The sequence below is a fragment of the Streptomyces sp. NPDC001070 genome (assembly GCF_053598835.1).
The window spans coordinates 21,751-48,232 of record NZ_JBSFLB010000022.1 but is presented as its reverse complement, the minus strand read 5'-3'; the positions used below and the strand labels follow the sequence as shown (position 1 = coordinate 48,232).

The window sequence follows — 26,482 nt, the reverse complement described above, 5'->3', positions numbered from 1 at the left end:
AGTTCGGTGTCGCCACCCGTGGAATGGTCGCTCGTCGTCCCGCTGAAGCCGCTGGCCGAGGCAAAGAGCCGCCTCGCGGAGGCGGTCGGCCCCGTGCGGCCCGGGCTGGCACTGGCCTTCGCGCAGGACACGGTGGCCGCCGCGCTCGCCTGTGAGGCGGTGCGGAATGTGACGGTCGTCACCGATGACCCGCTCGCCGGGGCCGCGCTGACGGCGCTGGGGGCGCGGATCCTGGCGGACTCCCCGGCGGCCGGCCTCAACGCCGCGCTGCGACACGGCGCCGACTCGGTGCGGGAACGGCACCCCGGGGCCGCCGTGGCGGCCCTGAACGCCGATCTCCCGGCCTTGCGGCCCGCCGAACTGGCCGCGGTGCTCCGCGCGGCCGCCCGGCGCCCTGGACGGGGATTTCTGGCCGACGCGGCCGGAATCGGCACCACGCTGCTGGCGGCCACCGCGGGGAGCCCCCTCTCGCCGGCCTTCGGCGGCCCCTCACGGGCCCGCCACCGGGCCTCCGGCGCCCACGAGATCGCCCTGGCCGGCGTGGACTCCGTGCGCCGGGACGTGGATACGGGCGCGGACCTGGCCGCCGCCCTGACGCTGGGTGTCGGGCCCCACACGCGGGCACTGCTGCGGGCCGGACTTCGGGTGGCGCCGCAGGACGGCGCCGCTGACTCCGGCACCGCGGGCTGCGGGGCCGCGGGCGCACCGGCCCCGGGGAGCGGCGCCCGCTAGAGCTTCTCGGCACATTCCCGCCCGCCCCCTACGACGACTCTCCGCCTTGCGACGCACCGCACCCGGGGGCACCCCGGCGGAGCTGGAGGAGCCAATTTGACGGCACGCTCTAGGCTGAGATCCATGCAGGCCACCGCGTACACCTACGACCCCGAGACCCGCGCCGGCAGCGTGCTGCTGGACGACGGGACGCCGCTGCCGTTCGACGCGGCGGCGTTCGACGCCGGGGGGCTGCGGCTGCTGCGGCCCGGTCAGCGGGTGCGGATCCGCACCGAGGGAAGCGGGGACGGGCGCCGGGTGGTCTTCGTGACGCTGCAGACCTTCCCCGACCCGGGGGCCTGAGCACATGACGGCACGGGCCGGGCGCCCCTGATCCAGGGGTGCCCGGCCCGTCGGCGTGTGCGGGTCCGCGGAATCGTTACCGCTTCGCGGCCCGCTTGGTGGCGGTCTTCCGCGCCGCAGACTTGGCGGGGGCCTTCTTGGCCGGGGCGGTTTTCTTGGCGGTCGCCTTCTTCGCGGTGGTCTTGGCGGCGGCCTTCTTCGCCGTCGTCGCCTTGGCCGCGGCGGCCTTCTTGGCCGTGGCCTTGGCGGCGGTGGTCTTCTTCGCCGTCGTCGCCTTGGCCGCGGTGGCCTTCTTGGCCGTCGTCTTCTTCGCGGCGGCCTTCTTGGTGGTGGCCTTGGCGGTGACGCCGCCGGTCAGGCTGCCCTTGGGTGCCTTCTTGACGGAGACCTCGCCGGCCTTGGGGAGCTTCTTCGACCCGCTGACCAGGTCCTTGAAGCCCTGGCCGGCGCGGAAGCGCGGGACGGAGGTCTTCTTGACCCGGACCCGCTCCCCGGTCTGGGGGTTGCGGGCGTAGCGGGCGGGACGCTCCACCTTCTCGAACGAGCCGAAGCCGGTGACCGAGACCCGGTCACCGCTCACCGTCGCGCGGACGATCGCGTCCAGGACGGCGTCGACCGCGTCCGCGGCCTGCTGACGGCCGCCGAGCTTGTCGGCAATCGCTTCAACGAGCTGCGCCTTGTTCACGTCTTCCCCTTCGGAAACTTGCCCGGCGATGAAGTTCGGGCTTTTTCGCACGCTAGGCGGATATATACCGCAAATCAAATACGAAACGGGCGAATCACCCTTGTGCCGCAACGAACTCAGGGCTCAGGAAGGCCTTTGATCGGGGAATCGGCCTTCGTCGAGGTCCCTCATCAGTTCCTCCAGACGCCTTGCCGCACCCGCGAGATCGTGCTTCGCGGCCGCGGTGATGACGAGGAGCCGCCGGGTCAACTGCATCCTGACGTCCTCCGGCACTTGCAGACCCGCCACCCGGGTGTGGGCCTGCTTCAACCTGGCAGCGAGGAACCCGTACAGCTCGAGTTGGCCATCGTGTTCCATGTGCCGATTGTGTCATCTGCGGTGAGTTGTCACGAGGTGTGGGGCCGAACACGCCGCAGCGCCCCCCGCCCGGTGGGGGCGGGGGGCGCTGCGGAAGGTGCCGTGACGCGCGGCCGCGGGGCGGCCGTGCCGGTCAGACCTGCAGGGTCTGCGGCTTGAAGGACGGGCGCTTGGCCTCGTACGCGGCGATGTCGGCCGCGTTCTGCAGGGTGAGGCTGATGTCGTCCAGGCCGTTGAGCAGCCTCCAGCGGGCGTTGTCGTCCAGCTCGAAGGGGGCGGTGATCCCCTCGGCGCGGACCTCGCGGGTCTCGAGATCGACGGTGATCTCGGCCGACGGGTCGGCCTCGGTCAGCTGCCACAGCTTCTCGACCGTCTCCTGCGGCAGGATCACGGTGAGCAGGCCGTTCTTCAACGAGTTGCCGCGGAAGATGTCGGCGAAGCGCGAGGAGATGACGGCCTTGAAACCGTAGTTCTGCAGGGCCCACACCGCGTGCTCGCGGGAGGAGCCGGTGCCGAAGTCGGGGCCGGCGACCAGGACGGTCGCACCCTGGCGCTCGGGCCGGTTGAGAACGAACTCTGGGTCCTTGCGCCATGCCTCGAACAGGCCGTCCTCGAAGCCGTTGCGGGTGACCTTCTTCAGCCAGTGGGCCGGGATGATCTGGTCGGTGTCGGCGTTGCTGCGGCGCAGCGGGACCGCGCGGCCGGTGTGCGTGGTGAAAGCTTCCATCGTTCTCAGGCCTCCAGGGCGGCGGCGCCGGACAGATCGGCGGGGGACGAGAGGTGGCCGGTGACCGCGGTCGCGGCCGCGACCTGGGGCGACACCAGGTGGGTACGGCCGCCCTTGCCCTGCCGTCCCTCGAAGTTGCGGTTGGATGTGGACGCGGAGCGCTCGCCGGGGGCCAGTTGGTCGGGGTTCATGCCCAGACACATCGAGCAGCCCGCGTGCCGCCACTCGGCGCCGGCCTCCTTGAAGACCTTGTCCAGGCCCTCCTCCACGGCCTGCAGGGCGACCCGGACCGAACCGGGCACGACCAGCATCCGCACGCCGTCGGCGACCTTGCGGCCCTGGACGATCGACGCGGCGGAGCGCAGGTCCTCGATGCGGCCGTTGGTGCAGGAGCCGACGAAGACGGTGTCGACCTTCACCTCGCGCAGCGGCGTACCGGGCTCCAGGCCCATGTACTCCAGGGCCTTCTCGGCTGCCAGGCGGTCGCTGGGGTCCTCGAAGGAGGCCGGGTCCGGCACCGCGGCGCTCAGCGGGGCGCCCTGGCCGGGGTTGGTGCCCCAGGTGACGAACGGGGACAGTGAGGCGGCGTCGATGACGACCTCGTGGTCGAAGACGGCGTCCTCGTCGGTCCTGAGCGTCTCCCAGTACGCGACCGCGGCGTCCCAGTCCTCGCCCTGCGGGGCGTGCGCACGGCCCTGCAGGTAGTCGAAGGTGGTCCGGTCCGGGGCGATCATGCCGGCCCGCGCGCCCGCCTCGATCGACATGTTGCAGATGGTCATCCGGGCCTCCATCGAGAGCTTCTCGATGGCCGAGCCGCGGTACTCGATGACATAGCCCTGGCCGCCGCCGGTGCCGATCCTGGCGATGATCGCCAGGATCAGGTCCTTGGCGGTGACGCCGTCGGGCAGCTCGCCGTCGACGGTGATCGCCATCGTCTTGAACGGGGCCAGCGGCAGGGTCTGGGTGGCCAGTACGTGCTCGACCTGGCTGGTGCCGATGCCGAACGCCAGCGCGCCGAAGGCGCCGTGGGTCGAGGTGTGGCTGTCACCGCAGACCACCGTCATGCCGGGCTGGGTCAGACCCAGCTGCGGACCGACGACGTGCACCACGCCCTGCTCGACGTCGCCCAGCGGGTGCAGCCGCACCCCGAACTCGGCGCAGTTCTTCCGCAGCGTCTCCAGCTGCGTGCGCGACACCGGGTCGGCGATGGGCTTGTCGATGTCGAGGGTGGGGGTGTTGTGGTCCTCTGTCGCGATGGTGAGGTCCAGCCGGCGCACCGGGCGGCCGTTCATCCGCAGACCGTCGAAGGCCTGCGGGCTGGTGACCTCGTGGAGCAGGTGCAGGTCGATGAAGAGGAGGTCGGGCTCGCCCTCGGCGCGCCGCACGACGTGATCCTCCCAGACCTTTTCCGCGAGTGTCCTGGCCATCGCATTCCCTCCGACCGGCCGCTCTGCCGGCCTGTTCGTCGTTGCCGTGCGTGTCCACCCCCTTGTGAGGAGTGGCTGCTCCGGCCCTGTGCATTCCAGCGTGCCGCGTCCGCGGGAAAATTGAACTTGCGTTTCACAGAGTGAGACGCGAGTATCGTTGCATGGACAACAGTAGTGGCGTCGGCGTTCTCGACAAGGCGGCTCTGGTGCTCAGCGCACTCGAGTCCGGCCCGGCCACCCTGGCCGGGCTCGTAGGCGCCACGGGCCTCGCCCGCCCCACCGCACACCGCCTCGCCGTCGCCCTGGAGCACCACCGGATGGTCGCCCGCGACATGCAGGGGCGCTTCATCCTCGGGCCGCGGCTGTCCGAACTCGCCGCCGCGGCGGGCGAGGACCGTCTGCTGGCCACCGCCGGCCCGGTGCTCACGCATCTGCGCGACGTGACCGGCGAGAGCGCCCAGCTCTATCGCCGCCAGGGCGACATGCGCATCTGCGTGGCCGCCGCCGAGCGGCTGTCCGGACTGCGGGACACCGTCCCGGTCGGCTCCACGCTGCCGATGAAGGCGGGCTCCGCCGCCCAGATCCTGCTGGCGTGGGAGGAGCCGGAGCGGCTCCACCGCGGCCTGCAGGGCGCCCGCTTCACCGCCACCGCGCTCTCCGGCGTGCGGCGCCGCGGCTGGGCCCAGTCGATCGGCGAGCGCGAGCCGGGCGTGGCCTCCGTCTCGGCCCCGGTACGCGGCCCGTCCAACCGCGTGGTGGCGGCCGTCTCCGTCTCCGGTCCGATCGAGCGGCTGACCCGGCACCCCGGGCGCATGCACGCCCAGGCCGTCGTCGACGCTGCCGGCCGCCTGTCGGAGGCGCTGCGCCGCAACGGCTGAGGCGGCGCGCCGCACACACCGCGCACCCGCCTCACGCCGCCCGCTCCCCCGACTTCAGCCGCTGGACCGCCGTCTCGCCGCGGCGGCCCACCGGGACGACCCCGGCCACGGCCCCCAGGCCGAAGGCCGGCATGTCGACGTAGACGGACTCGTACGAGCCCGCGCGCACGGCGTACGTCTCGTGCCAGATACCCACCCGCCCCTTGCCGGCCCGCGCCCGGCGGTTGAACGCCGCCCACGCGGGCCGGTGCTGCTTGTCCTGCTGCGAGGCGTAGGAGAACAGCTGCTCCTTGCTGGCCCAGTACTGCAGGACGCAGATCACCCGCGGGCCGCCGAACAGCAGCCGGTAGCCGAGGAAGCCGCTGTCCTCGTCGCGCGACAGCTCCCGCAGCATCCGCGGCATGGCCTTGAACACCGGAAGCCAGCTGCTCAGGGCCCACAGGCGGTTGATCCGCATCCCGAGGAGGAAGACGACGACGCCGCCCTCGACGGCGGCGGTGTTGCGACCCGGAATCACGTGCGCGGACATACGTCTCTCCTGTCACCCCTGAGGACCGCTGCGACGAGCGATTGGATAGTTCTGCTATCCATGCTTAGATAGTGCCACTACCCAATGGAGGGCGCAAGGGAATGCGGCTGGCGGAGCTGAGTGAACGCAGCGGTGTGGCCACGGCCACGATCAAGTACTACCTGCGCGAGGGCCTGCTCCCGCCCGGCCGTCGCGTCACCGCCACGCAGGCGGAGTACGGGGAGGACCATCTGCGCCGGCTGCGGTTCGTCCGGGCGCTGATCCAGGTCGGCAGGGTGCCGGTGGCCACCGCGCGGGAGGTGCTCGCCGCGGTGGACGACGAGTCTCTCAACCAGCACATGCGGCTCGGCGCCGCCACCTTCGTCCTGCCGCACGGGCCCGAGCCCGACGAGGACGACCCGGCGACCGTCGCGGCCCGCCGCGAGGTGGACGAGCTGATGAACGAACTCGGCTGGCGCTACGACAGCGAGGAGCACGGCCCCTCCCCCGCGTACCGGACGCTCGTCACGGCGGTCGCCGCGCTGACCCGCCTCGGATACCCCTGCAGCGCAGGGCACTTGGCGCCCTACGCCCGGCTCGCCGCCCAACAGGCCGTCCACGACCTGGATCTGGTCGAGACGTACGACACCCCTCTGGAACAGGCCGCCGCCGCCGTGACGCTCACGGTGCTCTACGAGCCCGTGCTGCTGAGCCTGCGCCGGCTCGCGCAGACCGAGGAGTCCCGGCGCCGCTTCGGAGTTGAGTGAATCGCCGCAGGAGTTGCCGCAGGAGCCGTCGGCGAAACGACGCACGCAACGGAAGAGGCCCCCCGCCGAAGCGGGGGGCCTCTCCTCGATGTACCCCCGACCGGATTCGAACCGGCGCTACCGCCTTGAGAGGGCGGCGTGCTAGGCCGCTACACAACGGGGGCAAGCCTTGTGGAAATGCGCTGGGGTACCAGGACTCGAACCTAGACTAAATGAACCAGAATCACTCGTGCTGCCAATTACACCATACCCCATGGTGTGTCAAGTACCCCCGACCGGATTCGAACCGGCGCTACCGCCTTGAGAGGGCGGCGTGCTAGGCCGCTACACAACGGGGGCCCTAGCGATCCCTGCGAGAGAGATCAGTACCCCCGACCGGATTCGAACCGGCGCTACTGCCTTGAGAGGGCAGCGTGCTAGGCCGCTACACAACGGGGGCTTTGCAGAAGATCTGCGCTGGGGTACCAGGACTCGAACCTAGACTAACTGAACCAGAATCAGTCGTGCTGCCAATTACACCATACCCCACCAAAACTCAACCCCCTGCGGGGGGTTTTGTTTGGTTTGCGCCTCCTGTGCCGGCCTTTCGGCCCGCCCGGGCGGCGCAGGAAGAACATTACCCGATCGATGACGGGGCTCCAAAACGAGTATCCGCCGCCAGAAGTGCCGGCAGCTCCGCGAGCCCCGTGATCCGCCGCAGGTCGGGCGCGGTGACGGAACCCGTACGGTCCAGCCACACCCCGTACAGGCCCGCCGCGTCCGCCCCGCGTGCGTCGGTGTCGGCCTTGTCGCCCACGTAGGCGACCTCCTCCGGCGGCAGTCCCAGCGCCTCGCACGCTCCCAGAAAGGCCTCCGGCGCGGGCTTGGCGTGCCCGAGCTCCAGCGAGCACACCAGGCACTCGAAGCGCTCGCGCAGCCCGAGCCGGGCCAGCTTGCGCTCCTGGTGGGCGGTGCTGGAGTTGGACAGCAGGCCGTGCCGGTAGCCAGGGGTGAGGGCGTCCAGGGTCGGTACGACATCCGGGAAGGCCGCCCAGGCTGCTTCGTAGTGGACGTAGTAGGCGGCGAACCACGCGTCGGCCTCGGCATCGCCCAGGGAGTCCCCCAGGAAGGCCCGGGCCCGCTCCCTGCGGTGCTCGGCGAAGGTCAGCTCGCCCGCGACGAACCGCTCGTAGTGCGTCTCCATCACCTCGCGCCACGTCCGCAGGGCAGGCTCCTCGCCGCCGAACGCGCCGAGGAGGCCCTCGGCCTCCAGATGACGGAGGGCGCCGGCCCGCTCGGCCCCCGAGTAGTCGAAGATCGTGTCGTCGATGTCCCAGAGCACGGCGCGGATCGACATATGCCGACTCTAGTCGCGTGCTCCGTCCGGGGTGCCGGAGTGCGGCGGATCCCAGGTGAACAGCGTCCGGCGGCTGACGAAACGGCGCGGCTCCCCCGTCACGGGGTCGTCGAACTCCAGCACCCGGGCCAGCAGCTGCAGCGGACGGGAGAAGTCGCCGGGCACGGCCTGCGCCAGGACGTCCGGGTAGACGGGGTCGCCGAGGATCGGCACCCCGAGGGAGTTCATGTGGACCCGCAGTTGGTGGGTGCGCCCGGTCTCGGGGCGGAGCCGGTAGCGCGCCAGCCCGTCCCGGTGCTCCAGCAGCTCGACGTGGCTGCGGGCGTTGGGCTCGCCGGGGACTTCCTGCGCCGCCATCACACCGCGCTCCTTCACGATCCGGCTCTCCACGGTGCGCGGCAGCGCCAGGCCGGGGTCGTACGGTGCCACGGCCTCGTACTCCTTGCGCACCAGCCGGTCGCGGAAGATCGTCTGGTAGGCGCCGCGCAGCTCGGGGCGGATCACGAACATCACCACGCCCGCCGTGAGCCGGTCGAGCCGGTGGGCCGGGCTGAGCCGGGGCAGCGCGAGGTCGTGGCGCAGCCGGCTCAGCGCCGTCTCGACGACGTGGCCGCCGCGCGGGGTGGTGGCGAGGAAGTGCGGCTTGTCCACGACGAGCAGCGCCTCGTCCCGGTGGAGCACGTCGATGCCGAAGGGCACCGGGACCTCCTCCGGCAGGTCCCGGTGGAACCAGATGGAGGCGCCCGGCCGGTAGGCGGCGTCAGCGGCGAGCGGGCCGTCGGCACCGTGCACCTCGCCCGCCGCGAACATCGCGTCGATACGGGCGGCGGGTACCGCCGGGCCGAGCCTGGCCACCAGGTGCTCGCGGACCGACGCCCACGTCCCGGTGTCGGGCAGTCGCAGGCGTACGGGATCGACCCCGCGGCGCTGGGGCAGCGGGGAGATCGGGGGCCTGGTCCTGCGGCGCATGACGTCGTCCGGGAAGCGTGCCGCCCCGGGCTCCTGGCGGAGGGCCCGGGGCGGATCGGCGTACCGCGGTCAGCCGGCCAGCTTCGCCAGGGCTGCGTCGAGGCGGGCCAGGGTGCGCTCGCGGCCGAGCACTTCGAGGGACTCGAAGAGCGGCAGCCCGACCGTACGGCCGGTGACGGCGACCCGGACCGGCGCCTGGGCCTTGCCGAGCTTGAGGCCGTGCGTCTCGCCGGCGGCGAGGACGGTGGCCTTCAGGGCCTCGGCGTCCCAGCCGGCGGCGGCGAGGTTCTCGCGCGCGGTGGTGAGCAGCGCGGAGGCGGCGGCCGGGTCCTTCATCGCCTTCTGCCAGGACGCCTCGTCCTCCACCGGCGCGTCGAGGAAGAGGAAGTCGACGTTGTCGGTGATGTCGGAGAGCACGGTCAGGCGGGTCTGCGCGTGCGGCGCGATCGCCTCGAAGGCGGCCTGGTCGAACGCCTCGGGCGCCCAGGGGGCGAACGGGGCCTTCAGCCACGGCCCGCAGGCCTCGATGAACGCCTTCACGTCCAGCATGCGGATGTGGTCGGCGTTGATCGCCTCGGCCTTCTTGAGGTCGAAGCGCGCCGGATTGGCGTTGACGGCGTCGATGTCGAAGGCGGCCACCATCTCCTGGACGGAGAAGACGTCGCGGTCGGCGGAGAGCGACCAGCCGAGCAGCGACAGGTAGTTCAGCAGCCCCTCGGGGAGGAAGCCGCGCTCCCGGTAGAGGTTGAGGGAGGACTGCGGGTCGCGCTTGGAGAGCTTCTTGTTGCCCTCGCCCATGACGTACGGCAGGTGGCCGAAGAGCGGGGTCGTGCCGTTGCCGACGCCGATCTCGGCGAGGGCGCGGTAGAGGGCGATCTGGCGCGGGGTGGAGGACAGCAGGTCCTCGCCGCGCAGCACGTGGGTGATCTCCATCAGCGCGTCGTCGACCGGGTTGACCAGCGTGTACAGCGGGGCGCCGTTGGCCCGGACGATGCCGTAGTCGGGCACGTTGTCCGGCGTGAAGGTCAGCTCGCCGCGGACCAGGTCGGTGAAGGTGATCGCCTCGTCGGGCATCCGGAAGCGGACGATGGGCTCGCGGCCCTCGCGCTCGTACGCGTCGATCTGCTCGGCGGACAGGTCGCGGCAGTGGCCGTCGTAGCCGGAGGGGCGGCCGGCGGCGCGGGCGGCGTCGCGGCGCTCGTCGAGCTCCTCGGTGGTGCAGTAGCACTTGTAGGCGTGACCGCTCTCCAGCAGCTTGGCGGCGACGTCCTTGTAGACGTCCATCCGCTGCGACTGCCGGTAGGGCGCGTGCGGGCCGCCGACCTCGGGGCCCTCGTCCCAGTCGAAGCCGAGCCAGCGCATGGCCTCCAGCAGCTGCTGGTACGACTCCTCCGAGTCGCGGGCGGCGTCGGTGTCCTCGATGCGGAAGACCAGGGTGCCCTGGTGGTGACGGGCGAACGCCCAGTTGAACAGGGCGGTGCGGACCAGGCCCACGTGGGGGTTGCCGGTCGGCGAGGGGCAGAAACGTACCCGTACGGGTGCTGCGCTAGTCACGCTTGATCACCTTGTTGGTGAGAGTGCCGATGCCTTCGATGGTGACGGCGACCTCGTCGCCGATGTGGAGCGGTCCGACCCCCGCCGGGGTGCCGGTGAGGACGACGTCGCCCGGGAGCAGCGTCATGGCCTCGGTGATGTGCACGATCAGGTCCTCGATGGAGCGGATCATCTGGCTCGTGCGGCCGGACTGGCGGAGCTCGCCGTTGACCGTCGCGGTGACGGCGAGGTCGTTCGCGGCGGCGAGGTCGAGGTCCGTCTCGATCCAGGGGCCGAGGGGGCACGAGGAGTCGAAGCCCTTGGCGCGGGCCCACTGCTTCTCGGCCTTCTGGGCGTCCCGCGCGGTGACGTCGTTGGCGCAGGTGTAGCCGAGGACGACCTCAGCGACGCGGTCACGCGGGACCTCGCGGCACATCCGGCCGATGACGACGGCGAGCTCGGCCTCGTGGTGCACCTCCTGGGAGAAGGAGGGGTACACGATCGGGTCGCCGGGGCCGGTCACCGAGGTGGACGGCTTGAAGAAGGCGACCGGGACCTCCGGGACCTCGTTGCCAAGTTCCGCCGCGTGCTCGGCGTAGTTCCGGCCGATCGCGACGACCTTGCTGGGGAGCACGGGCGGCAGCAGCCGCACCTTGCTCAGCGGCACCTTCGTGCCGGAGCGCTCGAACTCGGCGAACGGGATGCCCTTGATGATGTCGAGGACGAGTCCGTCAGGGACGGACTCGTCGCCCTCGACGACGCCGAAGGCGACATTGCCGTCGATGGAGAACCTGGCGATGCGCACGGGAAGCAGCTCACCTCACTGGCCGGAGACTGACGCTCCAGGTTATCCCGGGGGTGGCTTCCGCTCCTGCCCGCCGAGCCGCGGCTCAGGCGGTCGGCAGTTCCGTCAGGACGGTGCGCCGGGGGTTGGCGGTCTGCCGGGGCAGTACGACGGCTTCCGCGCCCTCGACGGCCGGTGCGACCTCTGCGGCCCGCGTGTCCTCGGCGTCCGTCAGGTGCGCGAGGGTGGTGCGGCGCGGGTTGGCTATGGGTCGCATGATCATGGTCGTCTTCATGGGCCGGTCAGAACCTCGTCGTCTTGTGTCCGGGCACCCGGGAGGGCGCGCTTGACGTAGTACACAGGTATGTCAAACGTCAATGTATCGGCGCCCGTTCCCCGATTCGGATGACCAATACAACTGACGGTCTGTGATTTTGCTCACGGCGTCACGGACAAGCAGGGCGAATCGGGCAGCTCGTCGATACCGCCGAACCCGACATCACGACCCATCCGGACTCTTCACCCCCGGCCGCCGGCGGCCGGGCCCCGGAGGCGGACTCGGATCGCCCCTGAAGAAAGCCCGGATTGCCGGAAGACATACGAAAGCGCACCGACACCCTGTGATGCGGCGGACGCGCTGAGTCACGTATTCCACTCGAAACCTGACGGCCCTTGTTGGACGTCCGGCACTGTGCTGGAATTCCCCGGACCGCCGTATCAACAGATGCCGGCGCGCAGGGGGGAGCGTGCGATCGCCGAGCGGCGGCGGCCAATGGGTATCCGCCGGGGAGGGCGGGACTCCGAAGACTCGACACCGTCCTGCCGCCCGTGCGGGGGACGCCTGGTCCAGAGGTTGCGACGCTAGTGCAGGGACGTTTCAAGAGGGATGGCGGCGCTGCGGGCGACCCGGAACAGCGCGGTGGGGCCGACCACGGTCCCACCCGCCGGGATGAAACCGCAGACGCCGGAACCGCGGGCGCTCAGAGTGGCGCCACGCCGGGAAGCGGTGTGCGCACCGGCCCGAAGCACGGCTCCCGAATAGCCATGCGCAACTGGCGCATCAGCACTCGTCTGGTGTCGCTGCTCGCGCTGCCGGTGGTCGCTGCGACCACACTGGGTGCGCTCCGCATCCAGAGCTCGCTGGAGAACGTGCAGCAGCTGGACGCGATGACGTCGCTGACCAACCTCACGGAGCAGGCGACCAAACTGGCCGCCGCGCTCCAGGAGGAGCGCGACGCCTCGGCCGGCCCGCTGTCCAGCACGCCCAGGGACGAGGGCGATGACGACATCGCCGCCGCCGCGGGCAAGACCAAGCTGGCACGTGAGGCCTTCATCAACGCCGCCAACGAGGTCTCCCCCGACCTCACCGGCGTCCAAGCCTCGCTGACCGCGATCAACCGCCAGCTCGGCACCCTGCTGGCGATCCGGGAACGAGCGTACGACCAGGGCGACTACATCTCGCAGACGGTCAGTGAGTACGACGAGCTCATCAAGTCGCTGATCGACCTCTCCCAGGAGATGGCCGAGGCGACCGGTAACTCGGACATGATCGCCAGCACCCGCGCGCTGGCGGCGTTCTCCGCCGCCAAGGAGTACGACTCCATCCAGCGCGCCGTCATCAGTGCCGCGCTCGCCAACGACAAGCAGCTGAGCCCCAACGACTTCCGCTTCGTCCAGGGCGCCCGCCGTTCCGAGATCACCGAGCTGAAGCAGTTCAGCCAGATCTACGGCCGGTCGAACGCCGAGGAGCTCCTCAAGGGCCTCAACGGCGGCAACGACATCATCACCAAGGTCAACCTGCAGGCCGACCGCATCACGGCCTCCGAGTCGAGCATCCAGAACTTCCAGGGCACCTACCGGGACTGGGACGACGACGCCAAGACCAAGCTCGGCGTCATGAGCCAGATCGAGCAGCACCTGCTCCAGGAAGCGCAGCAGCAGGCCCTGACGCTGCGCGACGAGGCGCAGCAAGAGGCGATCATCAGCGGTGCGCTGATCCTCCTCGTGCTCGGCATCTCGGTCGTCGGCGCCTTCGTCGTCGCCCGCTCCATGGTGCGCTCGCTGCGCCGGCTGCAGGACACCGCGCAGGATGTGGCCCAGAAGCGGCTGCCCGAGCTGGTCAAGCAGCTCTCCGAGTCCGACCCGCAGGACGTCGACACCTCGGTCGAGTCGATCGGCATCCACACCCGCGACGAAATCGGCCAGGTGGCCCGCGCGTTCGACGAGGTCCACCGCGAGGCCGTCCGTCTCGCCGCCGAGCAGGCGCTGCTGCGAGGGAACGTCAACGCGATGTTCACCAACCTCTCGCGCCGCAGCCAGGGCCTGATCCAGCGTCAGCTGAGCCTGATCTCCGAACTGGAGTCCCGCGAGGCCGACCCGGACCAGCTGTCCAGCCTCTTCAAGCTCGACCACCTCGCGACCCGTATGCGCCGGAACGGCGAAAACCTCCTCGTCCTCGCGGGCGAGGAGCCCGGGCGCCGCTGGACCCGCCCGGTCCCCCTGGTCGACGTCCTCCGTGCCGCGGCCTCCGAGGTGGAGCAGTACGAGCGCATCGAGCTCACCTCGGTGCCGGCGGTGGAGGTCACCGGTCGTGTCGTCAACGACCTCGTCCACCTGCTCGCAGAGCTGCTGGAGAACGCGACCTCGTTCTCCTCGCCGCAGACCAAGGTGCGGGTCACCGGTCACGCGCTGCCCGACGGCCGCGTGCTGATCGAGATCCACGACACCGGCATCGGTCTCTCCCCCGAGGACCTCGCCGACATCAACGAGCGGCTCGCCAACCCGCCGACGGTGGACGTCTCCGTCTCCCGCCGCATGGGTCTGTTCGTGGTCGGCCGCCTGTCCCTGCGACACGGCATCCGGATCCAGCTCCGTCCGTCCGACTCGGGCGGCACCACCGCGCTCGTCATGCTGCCGGTGGACGTCACCCAGGGCGGCGCCAAACCGCAGCCCGGCGCGGGCAACCGCGGCCAGCAGGGCGGTGCCCCCGCCGCGGCTCCGGGCGGTCCCGCGGGTCCCGCCGCCGCGATGGGCGCCGGGGCGGGTGCCGCCGGTATGGGGCGCGGGCCGCAGCGCGGCCAGGTGCCCGGTGCCGCGCAGCGTCCGGCTCTCGACTCCGGTCCCGGTGGCCCCGGTACGGCCCCGCAGGGCGGCCGCCCCGGCGGTCCGTCGGCGCCCGGCCGGCGTCCGGCCGCTCCCGCGCCGCAGCGCTCGGGTCCGAGCTGGGCCAACGAGCAGGTCCCCGGTGGCCAGGGCCGTCCCCAGCAGCCGCAGCAGCCGCAGCAGCCGCAGCAGCCCGCCGCTCCTCCGCAGCACCCCGCGGCGCCGCAGCCGGTCGGTGCCGCCCACGGCGGCTTCGAGGCCGACATGCCGCGCGGTCACGAGGACCTGGAGTCCACGGCGCAGTTCGAGCGCCCGGACTTCAACGCGATGCCGCACACCCCGCCGGCGTACGGCGGACCGCAGCATGCTCCGCAGCACGGTGCCCAGGCCCCGCAGCAGCCGGGCCAGTTCACCCGCAGCGACGTCTTCCAGCGTCCGGCGGCCCCGCAGACCCACGCGCCCGCTCCGGCGGCCCCGCAGGGACCGAGGCACGGCACGCCGTATGCCCAGGGGCCCGGTGCCGGTCAGCAGCCGCAGCAGCAGCAGCGCCCCGCGGCCCCGCAGGCCGACTGGCACCCGCTGCCGCCCGCCAGCGAGCCGATGGCGCTGCCGCCGGCCCCGGCCCGGGCGGACGAGTCGAGCCCGATCTTCGACTCCCTGGAATCGGACTGGTTCCGCACCGGTCGTGCGGAGCGCATGCAGCAGGTGCACGTCGAGCGAGGCCCGGTCGCCCCGCAGCAGAACGGCCACGGCCCGAGCGCCGGCGCGCCCAGCCGGCCGCCGCAGCGCCCGCAGCAGCCCGCGCCGCAGCAGCACCCGCAGCAGCCGCAGCGGACCCGCGCCGAGCACCCGCCGCAGCCCTCGCAGCCTCCGCGCCGCGAACCGGCGGCGTCGTGGCGGTCCTCGCCGAACGACGAGGTCTGGGAGCGCGCCGGCCAGGTGCGCCAGCCGTCCGCCGGCGGGGTCACCCCCTCCGGTCTGCCGCGGCGGGTCCCCAAGGCCAACCTCGTGCCGGGAGCCGGCGCACCCCAGCAAGCCCCACAGGGCGGTCCGCAGGTTTCCCGGGCCCCCGACGACGTGCGCGGACGCCTGACCAACCTCCGTCGCGGTATCCAGCAGGGCCGGCAGGCCGGTACGGCAGCTACCGACGGCCGCGGCTTTGGCACCACTCACCAGCAGGAGCGTTAGTTGAGTCAGATGAGCCAGGCGGCACAGAATCTGAACTGGTTGATCACCAACTTCGTGGACAACACCCCCGGGGTGTCCCACACCGTGGTCGTATCCGCCGACGGCCTGCTGCTGGCCATGTCCGAGGGCTTCCCCCGCGACCGTGCCGACCAGCTGGCGGCCGTGGCCTCCGGTCTCACCTCGCTGACCGCGGGCGCGTCCCGCATCTTCGAGGGCGGCAGCGTCAACCAGACCGTCGTGGAGATGGAGCGCGGCTTCCTCCTCCTGATGACGATCTCCGACGGGTCCTCGCTGGCCGTACTGGCGCACCCCGAGTGCGACATCGGCCTCGTGGGTTACGAGATGGCCCTGCTCGTCGACCGAGCGGGCGCCGTTCTCACCCCCGACCTGCGCGCAGAACTCCAAGGCAGCCTGATGGGCTGAGCTCTCCGGAGCCCGGCCGAATGCACGCCCCATGACTACTCGCGACACGCGTCCGCTCTTATCCGGAGGACCATTCATGACCCCGCCGCCCGCCTCGCCCGGCCCGTACGGCGCGCCCCACCATGCGCCGTACGGGGGCGAAGGCGACCAGCCGCTGGTGCGGCCGTACGCCATGACCGGTGGTCGCACCCGGCCGCGCTACCAGCTCGCCATCGAGGCGCTGGTCAGCACCACCGCGGACCCGGGTGCCTTCCAGGGGCTGCTCCCCGAACACCAGCGCATCTGCCACCTGTGCATGGAGATCAAGTCGGTCGCCGAGATCTCCGCACTGCTGGGGATCCCGCTGGGGGTGGCCCGGATTCTGGTGGCCGACCTGGCTGAGGCCGGTATGGTCGCCATCCACCAGCCGAGCAGCGGCGAGGCCGGCGGACAGCCTGATGTGACACTGCTCGAAAGGGTGCTCAGTGGACTTCGCAAGCTCTAGGCCGGGGCAGCAGGCGGCGTACGGTGCGCCGCCCGCGGCCCGGTCCACCACCTCGGCCAAGATCGTGGTGGCGGGTGGCTTCGGCGTGGGCAAGACCACGTTCGTCGGGGCGGTCTCGGAGATCAACCCGCTCCGCACGGAGGCCGTGATGACCTCGGCATCCGCGGGCGTGGACGATCTGACACACGTGGCCGACAAGACCACGACGACCGTGGCCATGGACTTCGGCCGTATCACGCTCGACGACGATCTGATCCTGTACCTGTTCGGTACCCCGGGTCAGGACCGCTTCTGGTTCATGTGGGACGACCTGGTCCGCGGCGCCATCGGCGCCGTCGTCCTGGTCGACACCCGCCGACTGGCCGACTGCTTCCCGGCCGTCGACTACTTCGAGAACAGCGGGCTCCCGTTCGTCATCGCGCTGAACGGATTCGACGGCCACCAGCCGTACACGCCCGACGAGGTCCGGGAGGCCCTGCAGATCGGCCCGGACGCCCCGATCATCACCACGGACGCCCGGCACCGCGCCGAGGCGAAGAGCGCACTCATCACGCTCGTCGAACACGCGCTGCTCGCTCGCCTCAAGTAAGCGTTCCAGCTTGCCACTTCGCGTATGGACCGGCTGTGTCTTTTGACATGGCCGGTCCTTCTGTTCATAACGTTTCGACCGCGAATCGCAACATCCTGAACACCCCCTGCTCCCAGTCGGCTTCACTGCGCATACATCTACCCAGTGAATTGCCACCGCTTTATGCTTATGCCCCTTTTAACCGGCACGTGATCATGGCTTCCGCGTCCTCGCCGGACGTTTGTGGAGCCGCCCCATGACGTGCTGGAATTCATCGAAACCCGAGAGTAGGAACGGCGCCGCCGGCGCCGTCGCCGAGAGGTTGTTGGTCGAGTGAGGAACACGAGGCGAGCAGAGCCGGGTCCCGCGGACCACCCGCGTGGCAATTTCACCCCGCCTGCGCGATACGGCACGGCTCAGGCCGCTGCCCCCGAGGCCGCCGCCCCTGAGCCGGTGGCCAGTGCGGGCAGCCGCTTCGCCATGCGCAACTGGCGGGTGGCCACCCGCCTGAACGTCATCCTCCTCATCCCGGTGCTGGTCGCCCTCGTCTTCGGTGGCTTCCGGGTGCAGAGCTCGGTGAAGACCTGGCAGGACGCCGACGACGCGGTGCGGACCGCCAACGCCGTTCGGGCCGCCGTGGACTATGCCAACGCCGTCCTGAACGAGCGCGACCTCAGCGTGGTTCCCCTGCTGGCCGGCGACAAGGAGAACAAGACCGTAGTCGAGACCCGCGCGGCCACCGACCAGGCCGCCGCGAAGTTCGACGCGGCCGTCGCCGAGCTGCCCGGGGACGAGCGGCTGCAGCGCCGTGTGGAGAACATCCGCGAGGGCGAGAAGGTCCTCGCCAAGCTGCGCGACACGGCCTTCACCCGGCAGCTCACGGGCGTGCAGACCGAGGAGAAGTACGTCGAGGTCCAGCACCCGCTGATGGAGCTCGCGAACGAGCTGGGCTTCGGCACCAGCAGCGTCGCCTCCTACGGCCGCACCCTGTACGCGCTGGAGCTGGCCAAGGCCGCCGAATCGCTGACCCGGTCGATCGGCACCCACCTGCTCGTCGAGGACCGCAGCAAGCTCGCCCCCGGCGAACTGCAGCTCCAGCTCACCGCCTTCACCTCCTACGCGTACCTCCAGCAGATCGCCCTCGAGGAGTACAAGGGCGGCGGCACCGACGCGGACTACCGGCGGCTGCTGGACGAGCAGGCCGCGGCCCTGGAGAAGGGCAAAGAGCTGGCCACGCAGGCCGCCCAGGCGGCCAAGCAGGCCGGCCGGCCCTTCAAGGCCCCGCCGGGCATCGAGGACATGATCAAGGCGATCGCGTCCGGCAAGAGCCCCGAGGAGCTCAAGGCCAAGGGCGTGACCGCGGAGAGCTGGTTCGCCGGGACCACCCTCGGCTTCGACGCCTACAAGAACGTCGAGCAGCACCTGGCCAACCAGGCGTACGACGACTCGAACGACATCGCCGACAGCGCCCGCATCGAAGCGATCGTCAACTCGGCCATCGTGCTCGTCGCGCTGATCATCGCCTTCATCGTGGCCGCGATGGTGGCCCGCTCGATGAGCAACAGCATGCGACGGCTGCGCACCGCGGCCTTCGAGGTCGCCGAGCAGCGCCTGCCGGCCCTGGTCGACCAGCTCTCCCGCACCGATCCGGGCAAGGTCGACACCCGCGTCCAGGCCATTCCGATCACCTCCAACGACGAGATCGGCGAGGTCGCCAGGGCCTTCGACCAGATCCACCGCGAGGCCGTGCGGCTCGCCGCCGAGCAGGCCCTGCTCCGTGGCAACGTCAACGCGATCTTCACCAACCTCTCCCGCCGCAACCAGGGCCTCATCCAGCGCCAGCTGACGCTGATCACGGAACTGGAGAACAACGAGGCGGACCCGGACCAGCTGGAGAACCTCTTCAAACTGGACCACCTGGCGACCCGTATGCGCCGCAACGGCGAGAACCTCCTGGTCCTCGCGGGCGAGGAGCCCGGCCGCCGCTGGAACCAGCCGGTCCCGCTGGTCGACGTACTCCGCGCCGCGGCCTCCGAGGTGGAGGCGTACGAGCGCATCGAGCTGGTCGGCATCCCGGACACCGACATCCACGGCACCGCCGTGACCGACCTCGTGCACCTGCTGGCCGAGCTGCTGGAGAACGCCACCACGTTCTCCTCCCCGCAGACCAAGGTGCGGGTCACCGCGACCCGGCTGCCCGACGGCCGTGTCATGGTCGAGATCCACGACAAGGGCATCGGCCTCACCGCCGAGGACTTCGCGGACATCAACCACAAGCTGGCCGAGCCGCCGACCGTCGACGCGTCGATCTCCAAGCGCATGGGCCTGTTCGTGGTCGGCCGCCTCTCCGACCGGCACGGCATCCGCGTGCAGCTCCGCCCCTCCGGCGAGCAGGCCGGCACCACCTCGCTGGTCATGCTCCCCGAGCCGATCACCCACGGTGGTGGCGGCGAGGAGGCACCGATCGAGGACGACTTCACCGTGTCCCGGATCGTGCCGGAGCACGAGATCCAGCAGTTCGCCCCGCAGGGGCCGACCGCCGCGGAGCTCGGCTTCGACGACTCCCGCTACGAGCGCGTCGACGTGCCGGACGACGCCCGTTCGCTGGACCCGGTGGGCCGCTCCCTCATGCGCGACCAGCGCCGTGCGCAGCTCGAGGCCGCGGCCGGTGACCGCTCCGGCGAGCGCCCGCTGTTCCGGGACGAGGCCCAGGAGCAGGAGTTCCCGGCCTACCAGGAGCCCGGCGCCGAGGCCGCCTTCCAGGAGACCCCCTTCCAGGACAACGGTTTCCAGGCGAACGGCTACGACGAGCAGACGTACCAGGAGCAGCCGGCCCAGCCGTTCCAGGAGCAGCACGGCTACGACGCGCAGCCCGCGTTCCAGGAGCCCGCGTACTCGGACGGCGCCTACCAGCAGCCCGACTACGCCGCTGCCCAGAACGGCTACGCCCAGGACGACTGGCAGCAGCAGAACGGCTACGCCCAGGAGGAGTGGACGGCGCTGCCCGGTGGTGACCTGCCGCACACGGCCCAGGCGCCGGCCTTCCCCGCCCAGGGCGCGGCCGATTCCATGGCTGCCGCCCCCTTCGAGGCCCAGGAACGCGTAGGCTTCGACGGACCGGGTCCGACCACCGGCCCGCTGCACTCCTCGGTGACCGACGCGGGCCTGCCGCGCCGCGACCGCGGCTGGCAGCAGTCCGGCCCGGCGGCCCCGGCTCAGCCGGAGCCCCAGTCGGCGGACGGCTTCCCGGCCCAGTCGGCGCCCTCCGCGCCGGTGTCGGACGGGGAGTCCGCGGACTGGCGCTCCACGAACGACGAGAACTGGCAGCGGGCCGAACAGGCCCGCAAGCCCAAGGCGGGCGGGGTCACCCCCTCCGGCCTGCCCCGGCGGGTCCCCAAGGCCAACCTGGTCCCGGGCACCGCACAGCAGACTCCGCAGGGCGGACCTATGGTCTCCCGTGCACCCGAGGACGTCCGCGGCCGACTGAGCAATCTGCGGCGCGGCGTCCAGCAGGGACGCACTGCGGGAACTGACACGAACGGCCAGGGCTTCGGCCCCAAGCACCAGGAGCGTTAGTTGAGTCCGATGAGTCAGGCGGCACAGAACCTGAACTGGTTGATCACCAGTTTCGTGGACCAGACCCCAGGGGTCTCCCATACGGTTGTGGTCTCTGCCGACGGCCTGCTGCTGGCGATGTCCGAGGGGTTCCCGCGTGACCGCGCTGACCAGCTGGCCGCGGTGGCCTCTGGTCTGACCTCGCTGACCGCGGGTGCCTCGCGCATCTTCGAGGGCGGCAGCGTCAACCAGACCGTCGTGGAGATGGAGCGCGGGTTCCTCTTCATCATGTCCGTCTCCGACGGCTCCTCGCTGGCCGTGCTGGCGCACCCGGAGTGCGACATCGGCCTCGTGGGCTACGAGATGGCCCTGCTGGTCGACCGGGCGGGCAATGTGCTCACCCCCGATCTGCGTGCGGAATTGCAGGGCAGCCTGCTCAACTGACAGACAGGCATGCGGGCGTGTCTGAGTACCCGTAGGGTGCTCAGACGCGCTACCCAGCTGGAGGAGGAACCGTGGCAACGCCCCCAGGCGGAGATCAGTACGGCAATCACCAACAGCAGCCGCCTCTGAAGCGGTTCAACTTCCCCTCGGCACCCAGCCAGGACCAGCCTCCGTCCTACGGCGGGGGGACCCCGGATCCGGGGCCCGTGCCGCCGCACCGGCAGCCGAGGATCCAGCCGTACGAACCCCCGCAGGCGCCACCGCCACGGACGGCACAGACCGGCCGCTCAAGGCCGCCGTCCGGTCTGGTCCGCCCGTACGCGATGACCGGTGGCCGCACCCGGCCGCGCTACCAGCTCGCCATCGAGGCGCTGGTCAGCACGACAGCCGACCCGGTGCAGCTGCGGGGCCAGTTGCCGGAGCACCAGCGGATCTGCATCCTCTGCCGGGAGATCAAGTCGGTCGCGGAGATCTCCGCGCTCCTCTCCATCCCCCTCGGCGTCGCCCGAATCCTCGTCGCCGACCTGGCGGAGGCCGGGCTCGTCGCCATTCACCAGCCCGGTGGCGACGACGCCTCGGGCGGACAGCCAGACGTGACACTGCTCGAAAGGGTGCTCAGTGGACTTCGCAAGCTCTAGCGGTCCAGCTCGCTCAACCACCTCGGCGAAGATCGTGGTGGCGGGCGGCTTCGGCGTGGGCAAGACCACGTTCGTCGGTGCCGTATCGGAGATCAACCCGCTGCGTACCGAAGCCGTGATGACCTCCGCCTCGGCGGGGATCGACGATCTGACGCACGCGCCGGACAAGACCACGACGACCGTGGCCATGGACTTCGGCCGTATCACCCTGGACGAGGACCTCATCCTCTACCTGTTCGGCACTCCGGGCCAGGACCGCTTCTGGTTCATGTGGGACGACCTGGTGCGCGGCGCCATCGGCGCGGTCGTCCTGGTCGACACCCGCCGGCTGGCCGACTGCTTCCCGGCAGTCGACTACTTCGAGAACAGCGGGCTGCCCTTCGTCATCGCCCTCAACGGCTTCGACGGTCACCAGCCGTACAACCCGGAGGAAGTCCGCGAGGCCCTGCAGATCGGCCCCGAGGCACCCATCATCACCACGGACGCCCGGCACCGCGCCGAGGCGAAGAGCGCGCTCATCACGCTGGTCGAGCACGCCCTGATGGCGCGGCTGCGGTAGCGGTTCCCGCTTCCCGTACGACGCGAAAGGCCCCGCACGCCATGTGCGGGGCCTTCGCGTTGGGCCCGGGCCCGGCGACCGATGCTCCAACGACCTCTCGGACCGGGCCGGTTGGCGCCTCCGCGTCGACCCGGAGGAGGACCGTGCCGGCACCCGCCGACCGGGCGCCGCGGGAAGCGGCCTTTCGGCCCGAATCCGACCGTCCGTGTCCCCCGGGGGCCTCGGAGCCCGTCTTCGGCGACATCTCGGGGCATGTGGTGAGGGCTGCGCAGCGGCTGGTGAGGCGGGCGACGCTCCGGGCCGCCCACGCCGGCTCCCGGCGACCGCGGGCTCCGCTTGGCGCGCGGCGGCGCCACCGGACGGGTGCCGGCCCTGCACACGCCGTCCTGGAGGACGTCGCGGCCGGCATGTGGTGAGAACGCCCCCACGACGACGGCGGCGCGGCACCCGCGAGGGGTGCCGCGCCGCCGTCGTCGTACGGGGCCGGAGGGTCAGCTGCGCCAGCTGTGCGGCGCGCTGAAACCGGACTGACGCTCCAGGCGGCGCCAGCCGGCCGTGGAGCGCGGCTTGACGTAGTCGGTCGCGTCCTGGCCCTGGGCCGCGGCGCGGGCGAGCAGGACAGCGGTGAGGGCGGCCAGCTCCTCGTCGCTGGCGTGGCCGCGCTCCACGCGCACCAGCGCGGCGGAGGTGCTGTCGGCAGGGGTGCTCACGGGGTTCGTCTCTCCCTTACTGGGGCGGGTTGCCGTGCTTGCGGGACGGCAGGTCGGCGTGCTTGGTGCGCAGCATCGCGAGCGAGCGGATGAGGACCTCGCGCGTCTCGGCGGGGTCGATCACGTCGTCCACCAGGCCGCGCTCGGCGGCGTAGTAGGGGTGCATCAGCTCGGACTTGTACTCCTTCACCATGCGGGCGCGCATGGCGTCGGGGTCGTCGGCCTCGGCGATCTGGCGCCGGAAGATGACGTTGGCGGCGCCTTCGGCGCCCATGACGGCGATCTCGTTGGTGGGCCAGGCGTAGGTGAGGTCGGCGCCGATCGACTGGCTGTCCATGACGATGTAGGCACCTCCGTACGCCTTCCGCAGGATCAGCGAGATCCGCGGCACGGTCGCGTTGCAGTACGCGTACAGCAGCTTGGCGCCGTGCCGGATGATGCCACCGTGCTCCTGGTCGACGCCCGGCAGGAAGCCGGGCACGTCCAGAAGGGTGAGAAGCGGGATGTTGAAGGCGTCGCACATCTGCACGAAGCGCGCGGCCTTCTCGCTGGCCTCGATGTCCAGGACGCCGGCGAGGGAGGCGGGCTGGTTGGCGATGATGCCGACGACCTGGCCGTCGAGGCGGGCCAGGGCCACGATGATGTTGGTCGCCCAGCGCTCGTGGATCTCCAGGTACTCGCCGTCGTCGACGATCTCCTCGATGACCTGGTGCATGTCGTACGAGCGGTTGCCGTCGGCGGGCACGATGTCCAGCAGGACGTCACCCCGACGCTCGGCCGGGTCCGCGGCGGGGACCGACGGGGGGTTCTCGCGGTTGTTCTGCGGCAGCATCGACAGCAGGTAGCGGACCTCCTCCAGGCAGGTCTGCTCGTCGTCGTACGCGAAGTGCGAGACCCCGGAGACCTCGGAGTGGACGTCGGCGCCGCCGAGCCCGTTCTGCGAGATCTTCTCGCCGGTGACGGCCTGGACCACGTCCGGGCCGGTGATGAACATCTGCGAGGTCTCACGGACCATGAACACGAAGTCGGTAAGGGCCGGGGAGTACGCGGCGCCGCCGGCGCAGGGGCCGAGCATCACGGAGATCTGCGGGATCACACCGGACGCGCGGGTGTTGCGCTGGAAGATGCCGCCGTAGCCGGCGAGCGCCGAGACGCCCTCCTGGATGCGCGCACCGGCACCGTCGTTGAGCGAGACCAGCGGGGCGCCGGCCGAGATGGCCATGTCCATGATCTTGTGGATCTTGCTTGCGTGGGCCTCGCCCAGCGCGCCGCCGAAGATCCGGAAGTCATGGGCGTACACGAAGACGGTCCGCCCGTGGACGGTGCCCCAGCCGGTGATGACGCCGTCGGTGTAGGGCTTCTTCGCCTCCAGGCCGAACCCGCTGGCGCGGTGCCGGCGCAGCGGCTCCACCTCGTTGAAGGATCCCTCGTCGAGCAGCAGGTCGATGCGCTCGCGTGCCGTCAGCTTGCCCTTGCCCTTCTGGGCCTGGGTCGCCTTCTCACTGGGACCGAGCCGGACCTGCTCGCGGATCGCGTGCAGCTCCGCGACGCGCCCGCGCGCGTCATTCGCCGGCTGCGCGGCCTCCTCGGCCTCGGCTGGCTGGGTCGGCACCTCGTCCAAAACGCTCATGCCATCGACCATACGAGCGGAGGGCCGTCGGAATCGGCGTCGACTTCGTACAGTGTCCGGACCCGCTTCATGGAGCATCTGGACAGAACCAACACAAGAAAGGCCCCGCACGCGATGTGCGGGACCCTTTCTTTGTAGCGGTCGTCCACCCGGACTCAACCGGGTCGCTACCTTCCGGATACCGCCTCGGCCAGCGCAAGGACACGCCGGGCGTCATCCACATGGAGGTTCTCGATCATGCGGCCGTCCACGGTGACCACTCCGCGCCCCTCGGCCGTGGCCTCCTCGAATGCCTGGATGATGCGCCGCGCCTTGTCGGCATCCTCCTGCGAGGGCGCGAACACCCTGTTGCAGATCTCCACCTGCTTGGGGTGGATGAGGGTCTTGCCGTCGAAGCCGAACTGCCGGCCCTGGACGCACTCGGCCTCGAAGCCGGTCTCGTCCGTGACGTCGTTGTAGACACCGTCCAGAATCACCTTGCCGGCCTCGCGCGCACCCAGAAGGGCGAGGGACAGTCCGGTGAGGAGCGGGGCCCGGCCCGGAACGTGCTCGGCGTGCAGTTCCTTGGCGAGGTCGTTGGTGCCCATCACCAGGACGCCGAGCCGCTCGGAGGCGGCCGCGATGGCGCGGGCGTCCAGCATCGCGCGCGGTGTCTCCACCATCGCCCAGATGGCGGTGTGATCGGGGGCCCCGGCGGCCTCCAGGGCGCGCTCGATGGCGTGCACGGTCTCGGCCGAGTCCACCTTGGGGACGACCACGGCGTCCGGGCCGGCCTCGGCGGCGGCCCTCAGGTCGTCCTCGTGCCAGGGGGTGCCGGGCGAGTTCACCCGGATGGTGACCTCCCGGTACCCGTACTCACCGGAGGCCGCCGCCGCGGCGACCCGCTTGCGGGCGTCGGCCTTGGCGTCGGGCGCGACGGAGTCCTCCAGATCGAGGATGAGCGCGTCGGTGGGAAGCGACTTGGCCTTCTCCAGGGCCCTCTCGTTCGCGCCGGGCATGTACAGGACGGAGCGGCGCGGCCGCAGGATCGCGTCGGTCATCAGTTCTGCTCCTTGTACGCGGCCTCGTACGCCTCGGCCAGCTCCGGGTCACGGGCGGCGAGCGCCTCCGCGAGCTCGACGACCACGTGGCACTGCTTGACCGTGGCGTCGTCCTGCATCTTGCCGTCGATCATCACCGCGCCGGTGCCGTCGCCCATGGCGTCGATGACCTTGCGCGCCCAGGCGACGTCGGCCGGCGCCGGGGAGAAGACCCGCTTGGCGATGTCGATCTGCACCGGGTGCAGGCTCCACGCGCCGACGCAGCCGAGCAGGAAGGCGTTGCGGAACTGGTCCTCGCAGGCGGTGGTGTCCTTGATGTCGCCGAAGGGGCCGTAGTACGGCAGGATGCCGTGCGCGGCGCAGGCGTCGACCATGCGCGCGATCGTGTAGTGCCACAGGTCCTGCTGGAAGGTCAGCCGCGGCAGCTCCATCTCGGGGTCCTTCGGGTCCTCCCGCACGAGGTACCCCGGGTGTCCCCCGCCGACGCGGGTGGTCTTCATGCGGCGGCTGGCCGCGAGGTCCGCCGGGCCGAGGGAGATGCCCTGCATCCGGGGGCTGGCCCCGGCGATCTCCTCGACGTTGGCCACGCCGGTCGCGGTCTCCAGGATCGCGTGGACCAGGATCGGGCGTTCGATGCCGGCCTTGGCCTCCAGTTGGGCGAGCAGCCGGTCGACGTAGTGGATGTCCTCGGCGCCCTCGACCTTGGGCACCATGACGACGTCGAGCTTGTGGCCGATCTCGGCGACCAGGGTCAGCAGGTCGTCCAGCGCCCAGGGCGAGTCGAGGCTGTTGATCCGGGTCCACAGCTGGGTGTCGCCGAAGTCGTTGGCCTTGGCCGTGGCGACCAGGCCGGCCCGTGCGGCCTCCTTGCGGTCGGCCGAGACGGCATCCTCCAGGTTGCCCAGCAGGACGTCCACCTTGGGGGCGATGGACGGGACCTTCGCCGCCATCTTCTCGTTGCTCGGGTCGAAGAAGTGGATCATCCGCGACGGCCGGAACGGTACTTCCCGTACGGGGGCCGGGGCCCCCACGGCCAACGGTCGGAAGAAGTCCTTCGCGGAACGCATGCGGTCTCCCAGGGTTCGAGGGTGGGGAG

The 26,482-nt window shown here is 71.0% G+C and carries 26 protein-coding genes and 5 tRNA genes; 12 read left to right on the top strand and 19 right to left on the bottom strand.

The features are described 5' to 3' along the window. Positions 1-18: 18 nt before the first annotated feature. Positions 19-732: a 2-phospho-L-lactate guanylyltransferase gene (cofC, locus tag ACWDAS_RS25725; RefSeq protein ID WP_450395419.1), complete on the top strand. Its 714-nt coding sequence runs from the start codon at positions 19-21 to the stop codon at positions 730-732. A gap of 123 nt (positions 733-855) precedes the next feature. After that, positions 856-1,074 carry a hypothetical protein gene (locus ACWDAS_RS25720; RefSeq protein WP_018562077.1) on the top strand — a complete coding sequence of 73 codons (219 nt, stop codon included), beginning with the start codon at positions 856-858 and terminating at the stop codon, positions 1,072-1,074. A 76-nt stretch (positions 1,075-1,150) separates the two neighbouring features. Here the strand turns inward: ACWDAS_RS25720 and ACWDAS_RS25715 are convergent, their stop codons facing one another. From ACWDAS_RS25715 to leuC, 4 genes are all read right to left on the bottom strand, one after another. Continuing rightward, entirely contained in the window at positions 1,151-1,759 is a 609-nt protein-coding gene (locus ACWDAS_RS25715; protein WP_450395170.1) for an HU family DNA-binding protein, read from the bottom strand. A 123-nt stretch (positions 1,760-1,882) separates the two neighbouring features. Then, positions 1,883-2,116: an SCO5555 family protein gene (locus ACWDAS_RS25710; RefSeq protein ID WP_431948111.1), complete on the bottom strand. Its 234-nt coding sequence runs from the start codon at positions 2,114-2,116 to the stop codon at positions 1,883-1,885. A 133-nt stretch (positions 2,117-2,249) separates the two neighbouring features. Further along, positions 2,250-2,843: a 3-isopropylmalate dehydratase small subunit gene (gene leuD / locus ACWDAS_RS25705; protein WP_450395166.1), complete on the bottom strand. Its 594-nt coding sequence runs from the start codon at positions 2,841-2,843 to the stop codon at positions 2,250-2,252. A 5-nt stretch (positions 2,844-2,848) separates the two neighbouring features. Continuing rightward, a complete protein-coding gene (leuC, locus tag ACWDAS_RS25700) occupies positions 2,849-4,270 on the bottom strand; it encodes a 3-isopropylmalate dehydratase large subunit (protein WP_450395163.1) in 1,422 nt (473 codons plus the stop codon). Positions 4,271-4,431: 161 nt separating this feature from the next. On the opposite strand from leuC, the gene ndgR reads away from it, so the two are divergent. Then, positions 4,432-5,148 carry an IclR family transcriptional regulator NdgR gene (gene ndgR, locus ACWDAS_RS25695; protein ID WP_450395161.1) on the top strand — a complete coding sequence of 239 codons (717 nt, stop codon included), beginning with the start codon at positions 4,432-4,434 and terminating at the stop codon, positions 5,146-5,148. Positions 5,149-5,179: 31 nt separating this feature from the next. Here the strand turns inward: ndgR and ACWDAS_RS25690 are convergent, their stop codons facing one another. After that, the gene (locus ACWDAS_RS25690) at positions 5,180-5,677 is read right to left on the bottom strand and encodes a DUF4188 domain-containing protein (protein ID WP_450395158.1); all 498 of its coding nucleotides are present in this window, start codon (positions 5,675-5,677) and stop codon (positions 5,180-5,182) included. 101 nt (positions 5,678-5,778) lie between these two features. On the opposite strand from ACWDAS_RS25690, the gene ACWDAS_RS25685 reads away from it, so the two are divergent. Beyond that, positions 5,779-6,423, top strand: coding sequence for a MerR family transcriptional regulator (locus tag ACWDAS_RS25685; protein ID WP_450395156.1), 645 nt, complete (start codon positions 5,779-5,781; stop codon positions 6,421-6,423). A gap of 91 nt (positions 6,424-6,514) precedes the next feature. Here ACWDAS_RS25685 and ACWDAS_RS25680 read toward each other — a convergent pair. The 10 genes from ACWDAS_RS25680 to ACWDAS_RS25635 form a co-directional block, all read right to left on the bottom strand. Next, a tRNA-Glu gene (locus tag ACWDAS_RS25680) sits at positions 6,515-6,587 on the bottom strand. Between the two features lie 18 nt (positions 6,588-6,605). Continuing rightward, positions 6,606-6,677: transfer RNA gene (locus ACWDAS_RS25675), tRNA-Gln, on the bottom strand. A 12-nt stretch (positions 6,678-6,689) separates the two neighbouring features. Next, positions 6,690-6,762: transfer RNA gene (locus tag ACWDAS_RS25670), tRNA-Glu, on the bottom strand. Positions 6,763-6,789: 27 nt separating this feature from the next. Then, a tRNA-Glu gene (locus ACWDAS_RS25665) sits at positions 6,790-6,862 on the bottom strand. 17 nt (positions 6,863-6,879) lie between these two features. After that, positions 6,880-6,951, bottom strand: a tRNA-Gln gene (locus ACWDAS_RS25660). A gap of 88 nt (positions 6,952-7,039) precedes the next feature. Next, positions 7,040-7,759: an HAD family hydrolase gene (locus ACWDAS_RS25655; protein WP_450395153.1), complete on the bottom strand. Its 720-nt coding sequence runs from the start codon at positions 7,757-7,759 to the stop codon at positions 7,040-7,042. Positions 7,760-7,768: 9 nt separating this feature from the next. Continuing rightward, positions 7,769-8,728 (bottom strand): RluA family pseudouridine synthase, encoded by a 960-nt coding sequence (locus ACWDAS_RS25650; RefSeq protein ID WP_450395150.1) that lies wholly within the window; start codon positions 8,726-8,728, stop codon positions 7,769-7,771. Between the two features lie 69 nt (positions 8,729-8,797). Beyond that, positions 8,798-10,282, bottom strand: coding sequence for a glutamate--tRNA ligase (gene gltX, locus ACWDAS_RS25645; protein WP_450395148.1), 1,485 nt, complete (start codon positions 10,280-10,282; stop codon positions 8,798-8,800). Continuing rightward, positions 10,275-11,066, bottom strand: a complete 792-nt coding sequence (locus ACWDAS_RS25640) for a fumarylacetoacetate hydrolase family protein (RefSeq protein WP_450395145.1) — start codon at positions 11,064-11,066, stop codon at positions 10,275-10,277. The genes gltX and ACWDAS_RS25640 overlap by 8 nt, the downstream gene beginning before the upstream one ends. A gap of 85 nt (positions 11,067-11,151) precedes the next feature. After that, positions 11,152-11,340: a hypothetical protein gene (locus tag ACWDAS_RS25635; protein WP_450395143.1), complete on the bottom strand. Its 189-nt coding sequence runs from the start codon at positions 11,338-11,340 to the stop codon at positions 11,152-11,154. A gap of 569 nt (positions 11,341-11,909) precedes the next feature. Between ACWDAS_RS25635 and ACWDAS_RS25630 the strand changes: the two genes are divergently transcribed. From ACWDAS_RS25630 to ACWDAS_RS25595, 8 genes are all read left to right on the top strand, one after another. After that, on the top strand, positions 11,910-15,335 hold the full coding sequence (locus tag ACWDAS_RS25630; protein WP_450395140.1) for a nitrate- and nitrite sensing domain-containing protein: 3,426 nt from the start codon (positions 11,910-11,912) through the stop codon (positions 15,333-15,335). Between the two features lie 9 nt (positions 15,336-15,344). After that, positions 15,345-15,758 carry a roadblock/LC7 domain-containing protein gene (locus ACWDAS_RS25625; protein WP_431960798.1) on the top strand — a complete coding sequence of 138 codons (414 nt, stop codon included), beginning with the start codon at positions 15,345-15,347 and terminating at the stop codon, positions 15,756-15,758. Positions 15,759-15,834: 76 nt separating this feature from the next. Continuing rightward, positions 15,835-16,242, top strand: a complete 408-nt coding sequence (locus ACWDAS_RS25620) for a DUF742 domain-containing protein (protein ID WP_450395137.1) — start codon at positions 15,835-15,837, stop codon at positions 16,240-16,242. Then, the gene (locus ACWDAS_RS25615) at positions 16,223-16,831 is read left to right on the top strand and encodes a GTP-binding protein (protein WP_450395134.1); all 609 of its coding nucleotides are present in this window, start codon (positions 16,223-16,225) and stop codon (positions 16,829-16,831) included. The genes ACWDAS_RS25620 and ACWDAS_RS25615 overlap by 20 nt, the downstream gene beginning before the upstream one ends. Before the next feature lie 459 nt (positions 16,832-17,290). Further along, a complete protein-coding gene (locus ACWDAS_RS25610) occupies positions 17,291-20,386 on the top strand; it encodes a nitrate- and nitrite sensing domain-containing protein (protein WP_450395417.1) in 3,096 nt (1,031 codons plus the stop codon). Positions 20,387-20,395: 9 nt separating this feature from the next. Then, entirely contained in the window at positions 20,396-20,809 is a 414-nt protein-coding gene (locus ACWDAS_RS25605) for a roadblock/LC7 domain-containing protein (protein ID WP_384286824.1), read from the top strand. A gap of 71 nt (positions 20,810-20,880) precedes the next feature. Next, entirely contained in the window at positions 20,881-21,447 is a 567-nt protein-coding gene (locus tag ACWDAS_RS25600) for a DUF742 domain-containing protein (protein WP_450395131.1), read from the top strand. Then, positions 21,428-22,006: a GTP-binding protein gene (locus tag ACWDAS_RS25595; RefSeq protein WP_450395129.1), complete on the top strand. Its 579-nt coding sequence runs from the start codon at positions 21,428-21,430 to the stop codon at positions 22,004-22,006. Before ACWDAS_RS25600 ends, ACWDAS_RS25595 begins: the two co-directional genes overlap by 20 nt. 491 nt (positions 22,007-22,497) lie before the next feature. On the opposite strand, the gene ACWDAS_RS25590 is transcribed toward ACWDAS_RS25595, so the two are convergent. The 4 genes from ACWDAS_RS25590 to ACWDAS_RS25575 all read right to left on the bottom strand — a co-directional run bounded on the left by ACWDAS_RS25590 (position 22,498) and on the right by ACWDAS_RS25575 (position 26,453). Beyond that, positions 22,498-22,716, bottom strand: a complete 219-nt coding sequence (locus tag ACWDAS_RS25590) for an acyl-CoA carboxylase epsilon subunit (protein WP_089224994.1) — start codon at positions 22,714-22,716, stop codon at positions 22,498-22,500. A gap of 16 nt (positions 22,717-22,732) precedes the next feature. Next, positions 22,733-24,346 carry an acyl-CoA carboxylase subunit beta gene (locus ACWDAS_RS25585; RefSeq protein WP_450395126.1) on the bottom strand — a complete coding sequence of 538 codons (1,614 nt, stop codon included), beginning with the start codon at positions 24,344-24,346 and terminating at the stop codon, positions 22,733-22,735. Positions 24,347-24,513: 167 nt separating this feature from the next. Continuing rightward, positions 24,514-25,386, bottom strand: coding sequence for an HpcH/HpaI aldolase/citrate lyase family protein (locus tag ACWDAS_RS25580; RefSeq protein WP_450395123.1), 873 nt, complete (start codon positions 25,384-25,386; stop codon positions 24,514-24,516). Next, entirely contained in the window at positions 25,386-26,453 is a 1,068-nt protein-coding gene (locus ACWDAS_RS25575; RefSeq protein ID WP_450395120.1) for an HpcH/HpaI aldolase/citrate lyase family protein, read from the bottom strand. Before ACWDAS_RS25575 ends, ACWDAS_RS25580 begins: the two co-directional genes overlap by 1 nt. Between the last annotated feature and the right edge of the window lie 29 nt (positions 26,454-26,482).

What these genes read in the sequence shown, in the direction of transcription:
- ACWDAS_RS25655 (WP_450395153.1), bottom strand. Translation starts at nt 7,759, where the DNA reads ATGTCGATCCGCGCCGTGCTCTGGGACATCGACGACACGATCTTCGAC.
- leuD (WP_450395166.1), bottom strand. Translation starts at nt 2,843, where the DNA reads ATGGAAGCTTTCACCACGCACACCGGCCGCGCGGTCCCGCTGCGCCGC.
- ACWDAS_RS25575 (WP_450395120.1), bottom strand. Translation starts at nt 26,453, where the DNA reads ATGCGTTCCGCGAAGGACTTCTTCCGACCGTTGGCCGTGGGGGCCCCG.
- ACWDAS_RS25610 (WP_450395417.1), top strand. Translation starts at nt 17,291, where the DNA reads ATGCGCAACTGGCGGGTGGCCACCCGCCTGAACGTCATCCTCCTCATC.
- ACWDAS_RS25585 (WP_450395126.1), bottom strand. Translation starts at nt 24,346, where the DNA reads ATGAGCGTTTTGGACGAGGTGCCGACCCAGCCAGCCGAGGCCGAGGAG.
- ACWDAS_RS25685 (WP_450395156.1), top strand. Translation starts at nt 5,779, where the DNA reads ATGCGGCTGGCGGAGCTGAGTGAACGCAGCGGTGTGGCCACGGCCACG.
- ACWDAS_RS25635 (WP_450395143.1), bottom strand. Translation starts at nt 11,340, where the DNA reads ATGAAGACGACCATGATCATGCGACCCATAGCCAACCCGCGCCGCACC.
- ACWDAS_RS25650 (WP_450395150.1), bottom strand. Translation starts at nt 8,728, where the DNA reads ATGCGCCGCAGGACCAGGCCCCCGATCTCCCCGCTGCCCCAGCGCCGC.
- ACWDAS_RS25580 (WP_450395123.1), bottom strand. Translation starts at nt 25,386, where the DNA reads ATGACCGACGCGATCCTGCGGCCGCGCCGCTCCGTCCTGTACATGCCC.
- ndgR (WP_450395161.1), top strand. Translation starts at nt 4,432, where the DNA reads ATGGACAACAGTAGTGGCGTCGGCGTTCTCGACAAGGCGGCTCTGGTG.
- leuC (WP_450395163.1), bottom strand. Translation starts at nt 4,270, where the DNA reads ATGGCCAGGACACTCGCGGAAAAGGTCTGGGAGGATCACGTCGTGCGG.
- ACWDAS_RS25690 (WP_450395158.1), bottom strand. Translation starts at nt 5,677, where the DNA reads ATGTCCGCGCACGTGATTCCGGGTCGCAACACCGCCGCCGTCGAGGGC.
- ACWDAS_RS25605 (WP_384286824.1), top strand. Translation starts at nt 20,396, where the DNA reads ATGAGTCAGGCGGCACAGAACCTGAACTGGTTGATCACCAGTTTCGTG.
- ACWDAS_RS25620 (WP_450395137.1), top strand. Translation starts at nt 15,835, where the DNA reads ATGACCCCGCCGCCCGCCTCGCCCGGCCCGTACGGCGCGCCCCACCAT.
- ACWDAS_RS25720 (WP_018562077.1), top strand. Translation starts at nt 856, where the DNA reads ATGCAGGCCACCGCGTACACCTACGACCCCGAGACCCGCGCCGGCAGC.
- ACWDAS_RS25625 (WP_431960798.1), top strand. Translation starts at nt 15,345, where the DNA reads ATGAGCCAGGCGGCACAGAATCTGAACTGGTTGATCACCAACTTCGTG.
- ACWDAS_RS25710 (WP_431948111.1), bottom strand. Translation starts at nt 2,116, where the DNA reads ATGGAACACGATGGCCAACTCGAGCTGTACGGGTTCCTCGCTGCCAGG.